The sequence below is a fragment of the Brevibacillus sp. MER 51 genome (assembly GCF_023714195.1).
GTDB lineage: Bacteria > Bacillota > Bacilli > Brevibacillales > Brevibacillaceae > Brevibacillus.
In genome coordinates, this window is the sequence record NZ_JAMAUS010000025.1 from 38909 (window position 1) to 53499 (window position 14591).

Genomic DNA, 14591 nt, shown 5'->3' on the forward strand with positions numbered 1-14591 from the left:
ATCGTGAAAAAACGAGTATTGGCAGGCTTTTTCCTATCATTGTCTCTCGCGCTTTCCGCTTGTTCTGGTGGAGGAACAGCACCCGCAGAGCAAGGCAAGTCAGCGGAAGGACAAGCAAAAACAGAACTGATCGTGGCAGCCGAGCAAGAGCCAGTGGGCTATGACCCGCACAAGGTTCCAGCGGCATCCAGTGTGCGCGTCTATGCGCTCATTTACGATAGCTTGACCAAGCTGGATGAGAACATGAACATCATACCGAATCTGGCAGAGAAGTGGGAGATTGCGCCGGACGGAAAAACGGTCACGATGTTCCTGCAAAAAGGCGTCAAATTCCACAATGGTAAAGACATGACGGCAAATGACGTAAAATTCAGCTTTGAGCGAATCATGAACCCAGACACGGGTTCGATCGCGAAATCGTATTTTTCCAGCGTAGAAGCAATTGAAGTGAAAGATCCAACGACGGTTGTCTTCAAGCTGAAAAATGCGGATGCCTCATTCGTTGCAAATACGGCAAGCGCCTATGCTTCTATCGTGCCAGCAGGCTCCACTGACCTGACCAAGGAAGCTATCGGTACTGGTCCATTCAAAATGGAAAAAAGTGAGTCGGGACAATATGTCCTACTGAAGAAAAATGCGGATTACTTCAATAAAGAACTGCCAAAGGTAGAGTCCATCAAGTTCCAAATTATGAAGGACGAGGCTGAGCGTCTCGCTGCAATTCGCTCCGGTAAAGTCGATATCAGTATGGTGTCTGCTGATTCTGCGAAGCTCTTGGAAGGCAAGCCAGGCGTACAGATCAAGAACTACCAATCCTTGGAGTACAGTTACCTGGGCATGAACGTAAACAAAAAGCCTTTTGACAATCCAAAAGTGCGCGAAGCAATCAGCTATGCCGTTGACCGTAACCAAATTATCCAGACTGTTTGGAAAGGGGAAGCGACTCTGACTGGTCCGATCGCTCCTGCTTTGACCAACTCGGCTTTGGACCCTGCTACTTATCCGACCTACAAAACAGACGTAGAAAAAGCGAAGCAATTGCTGGCGGAAGCGGGCTATCCAAACGGTTTCGAGACCCAAATCGAAACAGCTGCAACTTACCCAGACATGGTAGAAACGGCACAAGTGATTCAACAACAGCTCAAAGCAATCGGCATCAATGCAAAGATCAACCAGCTTGAGTGGGGGAACTACATCGATACGTGGAAATCCAAGGATATGAACTTGATGGTAGGCCGCAACACTTCTGGTGTAGATGCTGACCGTTCCATGCGTTTCTTCTTCTCGACAACTGGCTCTGCCAACGTGTGGAATTACTCCAACCCTGCCTACGATGAGCTGGTGCAAAAAGCACTGACGACAGTAGATCAAGCAGAGCGCAAAAAGCTGTATGATCAAGCACAATCCATGCTGGTAGCAGATGCACCCAACCTGTTCCTGACATCTCCGAAAAACTACTACGCGGTTCGTGACAACATCGATTTCACGCCGTCCGCAGCGGGTGAAATATACTCGCTGATCAAAACTTCGATTAAGTAATGTAGCATACATGTGATGAAGGCTCCGCCAGAGGTTAGGCGGAGCCAAGTTTCTAAATATGGAGGGAAACTCGTGGGATCTTATCTAATCAAACGTGTCGCCAGCCTGATTCCCATCCTGTTTGGCATATCCGTCTTGATCTTCACGATCCTGCATCTGGTGCCGGGCGATCCAGCTTCCATCATGCTAGGAACGAGTGCCACACCGGAAGCGATTGCGGCGTTGAATAAAAGCATGGGGTTAGATCAGCCTTTGATTAACCAGTACCTGCATTGGGTCACAGGAATCCTGCAAGGGAATTTTGGCGTATCGGTCCACACAGGAGAAGAAATTTTGCCCCAGATTCTCAAGCGCTTTGCCATTACCATGCAACTGACTGTATTTGGCGTTCTGATTGGGTGGGTGCTCGCGATTCCGTTCGGGATTCTCTCTGCTATTCGCGCTCATTCCAAAACAGACATCGTGGTTCGTGTGTTTACGCTACTAGGCATTTCTGTTCCGAACTTTGCCATCGGGACACTGCTCTTGCTCGGCTTTTCACTTTATTTCAACTGGTTCCCGCCTATTGATGTGGTGAACTTCTGGGATAATCCAATCGAGGCGTTCAAGGTATTCATTCTGCCTGCGACAACGATGGGGATTGTGGTGGCTGCTGGTGTGATGCGGATGACTCGTTCTGCATTTTTGGAAACCATGGACAAAGATTTTATACGGACAGCACGGGCCAAGGGTAACAGTAAATGGACAATCGTCATGGGCCATGCGTTCCGCAACTCTTCGATTCCGATTGTGACGATCGCAGGTATGCAGATCGGTTACCTGCTGGGCGGGTCTGTGATCGTTGAGCAGCTGTTCTCGATTCCTGGTTTGGGCCAGTACATTCTGGAAGGAATTTATCAGCGGGATTATCCGGTTGTACAGGGAGGCGTTTTGTTCGTCGCTCTGGTGTTTGTCCTGGTCAATCTGCTCATCGACCTGATCTATACCTGGATTGATCCGCGTATCAAGTATTGACAAGGGGAATGCGACATGAGCACATTTCGAAAGCGTTTTTTGGCGAATAAGACAGCCGTCTTCTGCTCCATTTTGCTGGCGTTGCTCTGTTTGACGGCAGTGCTGGCTCCGGTGTTGGCTCCGCATGACCCGACACAAATGTTTCAGGATCATCGGATGGAAGGCAGCTCGGGTGAGTTTTTGCTGGGTACGGACCAATTTGGTCGTGATCTTTTGAGCCGCATTATCTACGGTGCGCGCGTATCGCTGGTGGTTGGGCTTTCTGCCGTTCTTGTCAGCGTCGTTTTCGGTACGCTGTTTGGCTTGATCGCTGGCTACTTCGGGCGCTGGATTGACGGTTTTATCATGCGCTGTATGGACGTTCTGTTTGCTTTTCCGGAAATTTTGCTGGCGCTGGCGATTGTCGCCGCATTAGGGCCGGGAACCTTCAACACGATCATGGCCATCGGAATTGTGAACATCCCGATCTTCACCCGGACGGTGAGGGGAGCGGTTCTCTCTATCAAAAATCTGGAGTACGTAGAAAGCGCTCGTGCCATCGGTGCGAGTACACCGCGTATCTTGTTTCAAGAAATTTTTCCGAATGTAACGGCACCGCTGCTGGTTCAATCCTCTCTGGCGATTTCAGGTGCGATCCTGACAGAATCGGCGCTCAGCTTTTTGGGCTTGGGGATTCAGCCGCCAGACCCGTCATGGGGCGGGATGATTTCAGAGGCGCGCCGCTACATGGAGCTGGCTCCGGGCATGATCATCTGGCCATGTCTTGCCATGACGGTGACGATTCTTGCTTGCAACATGTTTGGGGATGCCGTCCGTGATATTCTCGACCCGCGTCATCGTGGGAAATAGGAACGATAGGCTGGGGTGAGAACGAATGAATGTGCAACAGATCAGAGAACGAATGGAGTCTAGTCTGACGCAAGGGATTCATCAGGGCATTTTTCCGGGAGGAGCTGTCAGCATGCTGCGAAAAGGCGCGCCTGCTGTGATGGTCTGCATGGGAAAAACAAGCTATGGACAAGAGGGAAGGCCGGTTCATTGTCAAACGCTGTATGATATGGCCTCCTTGACCAAGGTAATGGTGACCTTGCCGCTCATCCTCATCAGTGTGCAGGAAGGCAAGCTGTCGTTGAATGACTCGGCGACGACCTACTTGCCTGAATTAGCGAGCGCTCACGATCAGGAACGCAAAGGGCAGATTAAAATCATTCATCTGCTCACACATACATCGGGTCTTCCTGCATGGCGTCCGTACTTTTTGCTAGGGAAAAATCGGGAGGACTGTTTGCGGCTCATCGCAAACGAGTCGATGCTGGATGCCCCGGGGCGTAATGTTGTGTACAGCGATCTGGGATTCATGCTGTTGGGCTTTTTACTGGAGCGCATCTGGGAGGAGGAACTGGACGCGCTTTCGAAGCGACTGATTTTTCAACCGAGCCGAATGTTTCATACAAGCTACTTGCCGCTGGAACAACCACGTCTGCAAGGAATGGACATTGCTGCTACGGAGAAGGGCAATGCCTTTGAACAAAATATGGCGGTGACTTTTTTATCGGAGCTAGCAGAAGCTAGACATCCTTTGGCGCTGGAGTGGCAGCAAGCTTTGACCGGATACGGTTGGCGAGAAGGAGTTATTAGTGGCACTGTTCACGATTGCAACGCCCACTATGGCTTGGAAGGTGTCAGCGGGCACGCCGGACTTTTTTCCACCTTGGCTGATACAGAGCGCTACATCCACATATGGACGAGTGGGAAGGCTTCCGTACAGCTTGATCCGACGCTGTGTGCCTTGGCTACTCGCTCACTAACAGACCATTCGATTCATCGCAGAGGTTTGGGGTGGATCATTTCCCCGACAGGCGGTTCCTTGGAACAACTTGCCGCAGGCTGTAGTGGGGGAGACCTTGTTTCGGAACGCGCCTTTGGGCATACCGGCTTTACAGGAACGTCGATCTGGTCGGACCCGGAGAGAGACGTGACGCTGATTACATTGACAAACCGCGTGCATCTTGTCGCGAGCCCGTTGATCGGGGCGTGGCGGACCGCTCACCATAACCGATTATTTTCTGTAATCAAACCTGACCACACATCCTGATGAAAAGGGGGAATACTCATGGCAGCAATGCTTACGATTGATGATTTGCGAACTTCTTTTATCCAAGCAGGCAAAAAGCTGACCGTGATCGAGGGTGTCAGCCTCTCTGTAGAGCCTGGTGAAACCGTCGGTGTGGTCGGTGAATCCGGATGTGGAAAAAGCGTGACCAGCATGTCCATCATGCAGCTCTTGGGACGGAATGTAGAGATGACCGGGAGCATCCGTTTTCAAGACAAGGAGCTGCTCTTACTCACGGAAAAACAAATGCAAGCGATTCGCGGCAATCAGATCGCGATGATTTTTCAGGAGCCGATGACTTCGCTAAACCCATTGCATTCGATCGGCAAACAGATCAGCGAGCCCTTGCGTCGGCATCTCGGACTGTCCAAACAGGAAGCCAAGCGACGGACGATCGAGCTTTTGAAAGAAGTCGGGATTCCGCGTGCTGATGAAATCATTTCCGACTATCCGCACCAATTGTCAGGTGGGATGCGTCAACGTGTGATGATTGCGATGGCGATGTCTTGTGCGCCCAAGCTCTTGATTGCCGACGAGCCGACGACGGCTTTGGACGTGACGATTCAGGCGCAAATATTGGAACTCATGAAAAAAGTCCGTCAAGAGCAAGGCACTTCCATCCTGCTTATCACACATGACCTAGGAGTCGTAGCGGAGATGTGTCATCGCGTCATCGTCATGTATGCAGGTCAAATCGTAGAGGAAGCCGACGTCAAGCAACTGTTTGACGAGCCGAAGCATCCATATACGAGAGGGCTTTTGAAATCAATGCCTTCTGTCAGTGTCAACCAAGTGCGTTTGGATGCGATTCCGGGCTCGGTGCCCCTTTTGAGCGAAATGCCTGCGGGTTGTCGTTTTGCACCGCGCTGTTCACAAGTCATGGATATTTGCCGTGAGAAAAATCCAGAGCTTACGCCTGTCGCAGACAACCAAAAGTGCCGCTGCTGGCTGTATCGCGAGGAGGACGTGCAATGAGGCAACCACTATTGGAAGTCAAATCATTGACCAAGCATTTCACGAGCAAGCAAGGATTCTTCAGCAAGGAAAAAGTCGTTCGTGCCGTCGATGGAGTTAACCTTGCTGTTTATCCTGGCGAGACTGTCAGCATCGTTGGCGAATCGGGGTGTGGGAAGTCCACGACAGGACGATGCATCCTCCGCTTGATTGAACCGACTGATGGAGAAGTCTTTTTTGAAGGACAGGATATCCGCAAGCTCAATGAATCAGAGCTGCGTAGAGCCAGACGCAACATGCAGCTCGTTTTTCAAGACCCGTTTGCTTCGCTGAACCCGCGTAAAACAATCGGACAGCTTTTGGAGGACCCACTCATCATCCACGGCATCGGCAATTCAGCAGAACGCCGAAAGCAAGTCGAGGAGATGATCCAGATCGTCGGCCTCTCCAAGCAGCAGCTGGATCGCTTTCCGCATGAATTTTCTGGTGGTCAGCGCCAGCGGATTGGCATAGCAAGGGCACTGATTTTGCGCCCGAAGCTGATTGTGGCCGATGAGCCTGTGTCTGCACTGGACGTGTCGATTCAGGCGCAAATTTTGAACCTGATGCAAGATTTGCAAAAGGAGTTCAATCTGACGTATTTGTTTATCTCGCATGATTTGAGTGTCGTCCGCCATATTTCTGATCGGGTAGCGGTAATGTATCTAGGAAAAGTGGTGGAGGTAGCGGATAAACAATCGTTGTACGAGAAACCCACGCATCCCTATACACAAGCACTGTTATCAGCGGTGCCTGTACCAAATCCCCATTTGACGACCCAGCGGATCATTTTGGAGGGCGACCTGCCGAGTCCAGCGAAACCGCCGTCTGGCTGCACATTCCATCCGCGTTGCCGCCACTGTATGGACATTTGCAAAACGGTTGCTCCTGTTGCTAGCGAGGTTTCAACAGGGCACTTTGTCACTTGCCATTTGGATCAGTCATGAAGTGAACATGGGGCAGCAAGATTGAAAAGGAGGTTCGATAGAGCATGAATCTGGAGAACTTGCAAGCATTGACGACTGAAGAAAAAAACGAGGGCAGCAGTGATTTGGATCAATTGAGTGCCCGAGGCATCGTACAAATGATGAACGATGAAGACAAGAAAGTTCCATATGCGGTAGAGCGCGTCCTCGATCAAGTATCTGATGCGGTAGAGGTTATCACACACGTACTGGAAAAGGGCGGAAGACTGTTTTACTTTGGTGCTGGAACGAGTGGACGTTTAGGAATTTTGGATGCGTCCGAGTGCCCGCCCACCTTTGGTACCCACCCTGAGCTCGTTCAAGGCGTGATAGCAGGCGGGCCATCCGCAATGGTACGCGCGGTAGAGGGCGCAGAGGATTCCTTTGAACTGGGTCAAGAAGATGTGCATAAATACGGTGTGACCAAAAATGATGTGGTCGTAGGGATCGCAGCCAGCGGACGGACTCCGTATGTTCTCGGTGTTTTGGCGGAGGCACAGAGGATCAAAGCCAAAACGATTGCTGTCTCTTGCAACAAGCCTTCGTACATCAATGAAGGCGTAGATGTAGCTATTAATGTCGTCGTAGGACCGGAAGTATTGACCGGATCGACGAGGCTCAAGGCAGGAACGGCCCAAAAGCTGGTGCTGAACATGCTGACGACAGCGACGATGATTCGCTTGGGCAAAGTGTACGGAAATTTGATGGTCAGCGTGCAAGCGACCAACCTCAAGCTAAAAGAACGAGTAAAGCGGATCATCATGGAAATAACCGGAGCGAGTTACGAGGAAGCGGAGCAACTGGCTGATCAGGCAGACGGTGATGCGAAGACAGCTATTATCATGAAGCTAACCGGATCGAGCAGGGAAGAAGCCACTCGTTTGTTGAATGTTACCAATGGAAGAATCAGGGAAGCAATTTCGCAGTTGGACTAAGTTCATGGGAAAGGGTGGAGAGATTCCATGTTGCCAGAATCTATTCGCGAAGAGCTGCGTGCTATCGTCGGAGCGAAAAACTGTCTCGACAAACAGGAAGCATTAGTCGCTTATTCGTATGACGCGACGCCAATGCAGCAGGCATTGCCGGATGTGGTCGTCATGCCGCAGAGCACTGCCGAAATCCAACAGGTCATGCGAGTTGTAGCACGACACCACATCCCGATTGTGACGCGTGGGGCTGGCTCTAATCTATGCGGTGGAACGATACCAGTCGGGGGCGGAATTGTTTTGGTGTTGAGCCGGATGAATCAGATTGTAGAGATTGCCGAGCAAAATTTGACGATAACGGTGCAGCCGGGGGTCCGAACGGTCGACATCCATCAGGCGGTAGAGGAGCTCGGTCTGTTTTACCCACCCGATCCAGGCAGTATGGTCATCTCCACGATTGGCGGGAATATTGCGCTTAATTCGGGTGGACTGCGCGGGTTGAAGTACGGGACAACCAAGGATTACGTGCTGGGTCTCGAAGCTGTTTTGCCGAACGGAGAGGTCATTCGCACCGGAGGCAAGCTGATGAAGGATGTGGCGGGCTATGATCTGACCAAACTTTTGGTCGGCAGCGAGGGCACATTGGCGATCATTACCGAGGCTATTCTCAAGCTGATTCCGAAGCCGCAGACACAGCGAGTTATGCTCGCGATGTTTTCAGATATGGCACAGGCAGCGAGGTCTGTTTCCGATATCATTGCCAATCGGATCATCCCTGGCACGCTGGAATTTCTCGATCAGGGCACGATCCGTGTTGTCGAGGATTTCAAACAGATCGGGCTACCGACAGATGTCGCGGCGATCCTCCTGATCGGACAGGACGGAGAGCCGCAGACGGTTGATCGAGATATGGGGCAGATCGCTGCGATTTGCGAGAAGAATAATGCGGTCCAAATCAAGGTAGCGACGACAGCGGAGGAAGCTGATGAGGTGATGACGGCCAGACGCAGTGCGCTCGCCGCGTTGTCACGGATGCGTCCGACGACCATTTTGGAAGACGCAACCGTTCCTCGCGCCTCGATTGCGCCGATGGTCGCCGCGATCCAAGAGATTACAGAGCGATACGGTCTGCGCATTTGCACCTTTGGCCATGCGGGAGACGGCAATTTGCATCCGACCTGCATGACAGACGCCCGCAATACGGAAGAGATCGAGCGTGTCGAGCATGCTTTCGAGGAAATTTTCGCAGCGGCAATCGATTTGGGCGGAACGATTACGGGAGAGCATGGCGTAGGAATCGTCAAGGCACCGTATTTGGAGTGGAAAGTAGGAGCCGCAGGTATGGAGATCATGAAAGGCATCAAGCACGCTTTCGATCCTCACAATCTACTGAATCCTGACAAGATGTTTGCCAAAGAGTCCCGGAACAGAGTGGTGATCCAGCGTGCTTAAAGAAGCCTTGGTAAAGAAACTCGATTACGATGAACTGTCCAACTGTATGCGCTGTGGCTTCTGTCAGCCAGCTTGTCCGACTTTTCGGGAAACAGGCTACGAGGCAGCTTCTCCACGAGGTCGCATCGCCTTGATGAAAGCTGTAGCAGACGGTGTCATGGAACCGGACAAGGATTTCGTCGATCAAATGAATCTATGTCTAGGCTGCCGGGCATGTGAGCCAGTATGTCCAGCAGGTGTGCCGTACGGTCAACTGATCGAGCAGACGAGAGAAGCGATTGAAGAGGTGCAGGAGCATCCATGGTGGGTCAAACTCGTCCGCAAGCTCGCGTTTTTCCACCTGTTTCCTCATCAGAAGCGCATGTACCAGCTCGGTGGGCTGTTGCGCTTTTATCAGCGTTCAGGCGTGCAAAAAGTCGTTCGCAAGCTGGGAGTGCTGTCCATTCTGCCAAAGCAAATGCGGGAAATGGAAGCGATCATGCCAGAAGCTTCTGGAAAAGGTATCGTGGACTTTTTCGGTGGCACGGTTATTCCAGCGGCAGGCGAGCGCAAGTATCGTGTAGGAATGTTCCACGGCTGCATCATGGATGTCCTGTTCAATGAGACGAATCGCAACACCGTGCGGATTCTGAGTGAGGCAGGCTGTGAGGTCATCATCGCTCCAGACCAGGTTTGCTGCGGTGCTCTCCATGCACATAGCGGTGAACGTGAACAGGCTCGCCATCTGGCGCGAAAAAATGTGGCTGCTTTTCACAAGGCTGACGTGGATATCATTGTATCCAATGCAGGTGGTTGCGGGGCGATGCTGCAAGATTACGACCATTTGCTTGCGGAAGATGCCGAGTGGCAGGAGAGAGCACAATGGTTCGCTTCACGCGTGAAGGATATTAGCGAGGTACTTACACTCCTCGTTGAGCCAAAAGAGTGGCAGTCCTTGCCGCAACGAATCACCTATCAATCCTCGTGCCACCTGCGTAACGGGATGAAGGTGACAAAAGAGCCAGTGAACCTCTTGCAAGCCATTCCGGGTGCTACATACGTACAACTTCGCGAAGGAGATCGCTGCTGCGGTTCAGCTGGCATTTACAATCTGGTGCAGCCTGAGATGGCGGGGAGCCTTTTGGATGAAAAAATGGGTCATGTAGCAGCTACTCAAGCAGACATTTTAGTGACCTCGAATCCGGGCTGTCTGTTGCAAATGAAAGCAGGCATTCATCGAGCGGGACTGGAAGGAAAGATGGAGGCCGTACACATCGTCGATTTATTGGCACGTGTGCAGCGGAAAGAAAAGCCCTTGTCTCCCCCTGAGTAAGTGGGGAAGGACAAAGGCTTTTTCCGCTTAAGAGGGGCTAGCTGCTTTGTGCTTTTTCCTGATCGTAGATATCCAACGCAGCTTGAACGGCGCGTCCTGCGTGTACACGGGCGCCATGCCGGAGAAGAACCGCTTCCAACGCCCCTAGCACATGCAATACATTTTTCTTCCTGCAGCTGTAGCCCATTGTGCCAATCCGCCAGATTGTCCCTTTTAACGGCCCAAAGGAACTGGCAATTTCAATATGAAAATCTTCGAGCAGCATGGCCCGGACTGACTCTCCGTCGAGCCCGTCAGGAATTTTGATACAGGTCACGACAGGAAGCTTGCAAGCCGGATCGCCGTAGAGCTGCAAACCCATCGCCAACACACCGGCGACCAAGGCTTGTTCATGCAAGCGATGTCTGGCGAATCTCTCCTCCAGGCCTTCTGTGAGGGCAATGCGCACACCTTCTCGCAAGGCGTACAACATCGTGGTCGCCTCCGTATGGTGGTTCAGCCGTGCGGGTCCCCAGTAATCCATGAGCTGGCTCAAGTCAAAATAATTGCTGCGAATCGTTCGGGTTTGAGCAGATTTCGGAGCAGAGGGATCAGCGAGTCCACGCTCAATTTTTTTCCGTTGGAGCAAGAGTGCTTCTACACGAGAATTAAACGTGATAGGAGCCATCCCAGAGGGGACAGACAAGCATTTTTGTGTGCCGCCAATACATGCGTCGATATACCAATCGTCCACCTTCACTTCTGTCCCGCCGATAGAGGCGACAGCATCGACGACAAACAGGACATCCATCTGGCGGCAAGCTTCCCCGATTTCTTTCAAAGGCTGAACACAGCCAGTGGATGTTTCGCCGTGAACCATTGCTACGATTTTGGGCTGAACTCGCTCGATTTCAGTAATCACGTCCTGCGGCTCAAAGACACTTCCCCAGCGTGTTTCCATCGTAATCACATCTGCGCCGTACCTTTCCGCAATCTCTGTAAGCAAGTGCCCGAATCGTCCATAAATGGGTACAAGCACCCGATCTCCTGGTTCGATTATGCTACACAAAACGGCCTCAATGCCCGCCCGGGAGGTTCCGTCTATCGGGAATGCCCAATGATTGGATGTCTGGAACAATTTCCGAAGCATTTCCATTGTTTCGTTCATAATGTTCGTGAATTCTGGATCGAATTGCCCCAAAATGGGTGAACCCATCACGCGAAGAACACTAGGCTCGGCCTCGACGGGCCCTGGCGTCATGATTGTTCGTTGTGAGGTGGTCAGTTCTTTGTACGCACACATAAGCTCTCCCCCAGATCTTTCTATATCAACGGCCGATTTTCCGATTCCATCACCGGAAAAAACGGCCGTAGCACTACCAAACTTCTATGCCCATCAAAAATCTATTTTGAAATTCAAGAAGCCAGCTTTTCTCAGCGCCTCGTAGATAATGACGAGCGCTGGACCGAGTATCAGCCCGAAAAATCCAATCACCTGAAATCCGAGGAACATGCTGACAAGAGCGGCTAGGGCGCTAATTCCCAAATTAGATGCGAGTACCTTGGGTTCAATAATGCGGCGGACGACCGTAATCACGAGGAAGATGACGATCAGGCCGATTGCCAAATAAGAGTGGCCCATCAAGAAGTTGTAAATAGCCCATGGAACGAGGAACGAGCCTGCCCCCAAGATGGGGAGAATATCAACGAAAACGATCATGAGCGAAATGACGGCTGCATACTTGACCTGTAAAATGAGTAATCCCAAAAAGGACAGCGTGAACGTCATCAGGCTCAAGATGATTTGGGCACGTAAAAAACCAACGGTGGCACGGTTCAATTGAGAGATAACCACCTCGACCTTTTCACGAGCAGACACCGTGAACATTCGCATGAAGCCCGCACGCAATTTCGGCAAATCGAGACTGATCAAAAACAAGGCAACCAAGTAAATAATCGTAGAGATCAAAAAGCCCGGAACGATGGCTGCCACACCGAGAATACCTTTGGCAATCGTGGAGGCTGAAGTAAGCGCCCAGTTTTTAAGCCCAGCGAAGACGCTCTGGATTTCCGATACGGTTTCGGCAGGTAACGACGCATAGTACGTTTCCCAGCTCATCAAATAGGACTCGACCAACTCAAAAATATGCTGCGAAAAAGCCGGTAATCGCTGAGCCAAAACAATTCCCTGAACCACAATCTGCGTACCGATCCAGTACAGTATGATCCCAAAAGAAATGAGGAAGAGGAAAAAGGATGCGATTACCGCACTCATTCGATTCATTCGTAGCCTTTTGGTAAGAAACAAGACGAGTGGCTCAACCAGAATTGCTGTTAACAGTGCTAGCAAAAAGGGGACGGAGTAAGGCAAAAGAAACAACCCGACTGCTAGAACTAATAGCAGGATGATCATTTTCCGAATCGTCATGACTGCGCTCCATTCTGAATGAAAAATCGCTGAAAATTGATTCTCTTATTTTATCATTTTTCCAGAAGCGAACACAATGAACCCAATCTTATCGCGAAATTGATAGATATTGTCAGAAAAAATAAAGAAATGAAAAGAATACAAAAAAGGGGAAAACACAAAAATTCATGATATGATGCTCACCTATATACCACTCGAGTTTGATGCGTATCAGCATATCGACTTGAGAGCTACATCTTAATCTTTCATAGCGAGGTGTCAGAATGAAGCGGTTTGGATTAGCGATGCAAATTGTCGTCGGTCTCATTCTGGGTATCCTGGTGGGTGCTATTTTTTACGGCAACCCAGCAGTGGCGACCTATTTACAGCCTATCGGTGATATTTTTCTCCGATTGATTAAAATGATTGTCGTTCCGATCGTTGTTGCCACGCTTATTGTGGGCGTAGCAGGCGTAGGTGACATGAAGAAGTTGGGCAAAATCGGTGGTAAGACAATTTTGTATTTTGAAATCGTTACCACGATTGCCATTATCGTTGGTCTTTTGGCGGCGAACATCTTTCAACCGGGTGTCGGTGTGGACCGAACAGTCCTTACCAAGACTGATATCCACAAGTATGTAGACACGGCAGAATCAACACAGAGCCACGGTATGGTGGAAACATTCGTTAAGATTGTACCAACGAATATTTTTGATTCTCTTGCTCGTGGTGATATGTTAGCGATTATTTTCTTCTCCGTTCTGTTTGGACTTGGTGTCGCAGCAGCAGGCGAGAAGGGAAGGCCGGTTCTCAACTTTTTCAATGGAGTCGCGGACGCCATGTTCTGGGTTGTGAACACCATCATGCGTTTTGCTCCGTTTGGTGTTTTTGCATTGATTGGTGTTACCGTTTCCAAATTTGGTTTGTCTTCCTTGATTCCATTGGGGAAACTGGTTATTTTGGTTCACGTTGCCATGGTGTTCTTCATCTTGGTGGTATTGGGTATCATCGCACGTATCAGCGGAGTCAAAATCACTTCCCTCCTGCGTGTGCTGAAGGACGAGCTGTTGTTGGCTTACTCCACTTCCAGCTCCGAGACTGTACTGCCTAAAATCATGGAAAAAATGGAGAAGATGGGCTGTCCGAAGGCGATCGCGTCCTTTGTTATTCCGACAGGCTACTCCTTCAACCTGGATGGTTCCACACTGTACCAGGCACTGGCGGCTCTGTTCATTGCGCAAATGTATGGTATTCACATGCCAATCAGTACACAGATCACGCTGATGCTCGTACTGATGGTTACGTCCAAAGGGATCGCTGGTGTACCGGGAGTATCGTTCGTAGTACTGTTGGCTACGCTCGGCTCTGTAGGTCTCCCAGTAGAAGGTCTTGCTTTCATCGCCGGTGTAGACCGTTTGATGGATATGGCTCGTACAGTTGTTAACGTTGTAGGTAATGCGTTGGCAGCAATCGTAATCTCCCGTTGGGAAGGTCAGTTCGACCAAAAGAAAGCAGACGATTATGTTCAGGCAGTAAAAGCCGATCCAAGTGCGGCTTAATCTAAGCTATTAATAATTTTAAGAAGCCTCCTGTCAGTGAATTTAGCTGGCAGGGGGCTTTTTGTTTTGTTTTAAAAAGTGGCTAGGGTGGTGGGAAGAAGCGCATTTCCAGTCTACGCTTCGGCCTCCGCCCTGCAAGGGGTGAAGACTGTCCGCTTCGCAATAAATGGCGGGAGCGCTTCAAACGTAGAAGTCTCGGTGAAGTATTCCATAAGTTATTATGAACGAGGACAGCCCCTATTCGTAACTTCGTAGGTTACTCTGGCTACACTAAGGGCAAGTACGCCAATAGACAGAGCGCTACAATACGAAAGGAGCTGCTACTTATGAAG

At 50.6% G+C, this 14591-nt stretch carries 12 protein-coding genes; 10 read left to right on the plus strand and 2 right to left on the minus strand.

Annotated elements, in window-relative coordinates; all coding sequences use genetic code 11:
- Positions 1–3 precede the first annotated feature (3 nt).
- The 9 genes from M3630_RS28925 (at position 4) to M3630_RS28965 (ending at position 10314) form a co-directional block, all read left to right on the plus strand.
- Entirely contained in the window at positions 4–1539 is a 1536-nt protein-coding gene (locus M3630_RS28925) for an ABC transporter substrate-binding protein (RefSeq protein ID WP_251254491.1), read from the plus strand.
- A 72-nt stretch (positions 1540–1611) separates the two neighbouring features.
- Positions 1612–2553 (plus strand): ABC transporter permease, encoded by a 942-nt coding sequence (locus tag M3630_RS28930; RefSeq protein WP_251254492.1) that lies wholly within the window; start codon positions 1612–1614, stop codon positions 2551–2553.
- A 15-nt stretch (positions 2554–2568) separates the two neighbouring features.
- Positions 2569–3402, plus strand: coding sequence for an ABC transporter permease (locus M3630_RS28935; protein WP_173608748.1), 834 nt, complete (start codon positions 2569–2571; stop codon positions 3400–3402).
- A gap of 25 nt (positions 3403–3427) precedes the next feature.
- The gene (locus M3630_RS28940) at positions 3428–4648 is read left to right on the plus strand and encodes a serine hydrolase domain-containing protein (RefSeq protein WP_251254493.1); all 1221 of its coding nucleotides are present in this window, start codon (positions 3428–3430) and stop codon (positions 4646–4648) included.
- Between the two features lie 18 nt (positions 4649–4666).
- Complete coding sequence (locus M3630_RS28945) at positions 4667–5641, plus strand: ABC transporter ATP-binding protein (protein WP_173608746.1); 975 nt, start codon at positions 4667–4669, stop codon at positions 5639–5641.
- Complete coding sequence (locus tag M3630_RS28950; RefSeq protein WP_221867629.1) at positions 5638–6606, plus strand: ABC transporter ATP-binding protein; 969 nt, start codon at positions 5638–5640, stop codon at positions 6604–6606. Before M3630_RS28945 ends, M3630_RS28950 begins: the two co-directional genes overlap by 4 nt.
- A gap of 44 nt (positions 6607–6650) precedes the next feature.
- Positions 6651–7559 (plus strand): N-acetylmuramic acid 6-phosphate etherase, encoded by a 909-nt coding sequence (murQ, locus tag M3630_RS28955; protein WP_251254494.1) that lies wholly within the window; start codon positions 6651–6653, stop codon positions 7557–7559.
- Positions 7560–7586: 27 nt separating this feature from the next.
- Positions 7587–9002 (plus strand): FAD-binding oxidoreductase, encoded by a 1416-nt coding sequence (locus tag M3630_RS28960; protein WP_251254495.1) that lies wholly within the window; start codon positions 7587–7589, stop codon positions 9000–9002.
- Positions 8995–10314, plus strand: coding sequence for a (Fe-S)-binding protein (locus M3630_RS28965; protein WP_251254496.1), 1320 nt, complete (start codon positions 8995–8997; stop codon positions 10312–10314). The genes M3630_RS28960 and M3630_RS28965 overlap by 8 nt, the downstream gene beginning before the upstream one ends.
- Positions 10315–10351: 37 nt before the next feature.
- Here M3630_RS28965 and M3630_RS28970 read toward each other — a convergent pair whose 3' ends face one another.
- On the minus strand, positions 10352–11596 hold the full coding sequence (locus M3630_RS28970; RefSeq protein WP_251254497.1) for a pyridoxal-phosphate-dependent aminotransferase family protein: 1245 nt from the start codon (positions 11594–11596) through the stop codon (positions 10352–10354).
- Between the two features lie 93 nt (positions 11597–11689).
- On the minus strand, positions 11690–12721 hold the full coding sequence (gene ytvI, locus M3630_RS28975) for a sporulation integral membrane protein YtvI (RefSeq protein ID WP_251254498.1): 1032 nt from the start codon (positions 12719–12721) through the stop codon (positions 11690–11692).
- Positions 12722–12984: 263 nt separating this feature from the next.
- Between ytvI and M3630_RS28980 the strand changes: the two genes are divergently transcribed.
- Positions 12985–14259: a cation:dicarboxylate symporter family transporter gene (locus M3630_RS28980; RefSeq protein ID WP_232773404.1), complete on the plus strand. Its 1275-nt coding sequence runs from the start codon at positions 12985–12987 to the stop codon at positions 14257–14259.
- Positions 14260–14591 lie beyond the last annotated feature (332 nt).

Bases quoted from the DNA above. Each gene is read 5' to 3' on its own strand.
- M3630_RS28960 (WP_251254495.1), top strand. From the start codon at position 7,587: ATGTTGCCAGAATCTATTCGCGAAGAGCTGCGTGCTATCGTCGGAGCG.
- M3630_RS28970 (WP_251254497.1), bottom strand. From the start codon at position 11,596: ATGTGTGCGTACAAAGAACTGACCACCTCACAACGAACAATCATGACG.
- M3630_RS28940 (WP_251254493.1), top strand. From the start codon at position 3,428: ATGAATGTGCAACAGATCAGAGAACGAATGGAGTCTAGTCTGACGCAA.
- murQ (WP_251254494.1), top strand. From the start codon at position 6,651: ATGAATCTGGAGAACTTGCAAGCATTGACGACTGAAGAAAAAAACGAG.
- M3630_RS28980 (WP_232773404.1), top strand. From the start codon at position 12,985: ATGAAGCGGTTTGGATTAGCGATGCAAATTGTCGTCGGTCTCATTCTG.
- ytvI (WP_251254498.1), bottom strand. From the start codon at position 12,721: ATGACGATTCGGAAAATGATCATCCTGCTATTAGTTCTAGCAGTCGGG.
- M3630_RS28935 (WP_173608748.1), top strand. From the start codon at position 2,569: ATGAGCACATTTCGAAAGCGTTTTTTGGCGAATAAGACAGCCGTCTTC.
- M3630_RS28950 (WP_221867629.1), top strand. From the start codon at position 5,638: ATGAGGCAACCACTATTGGAAGTCAAATCATTGACCAAGCATTTCACG.
- M3630_RS28945 (WP_173608746.1), top strand. From the start codon at position 4,667: ATGGCAGCAATGCTTACGATTGATGATTTGCGAACTTCTTTTATCCAA.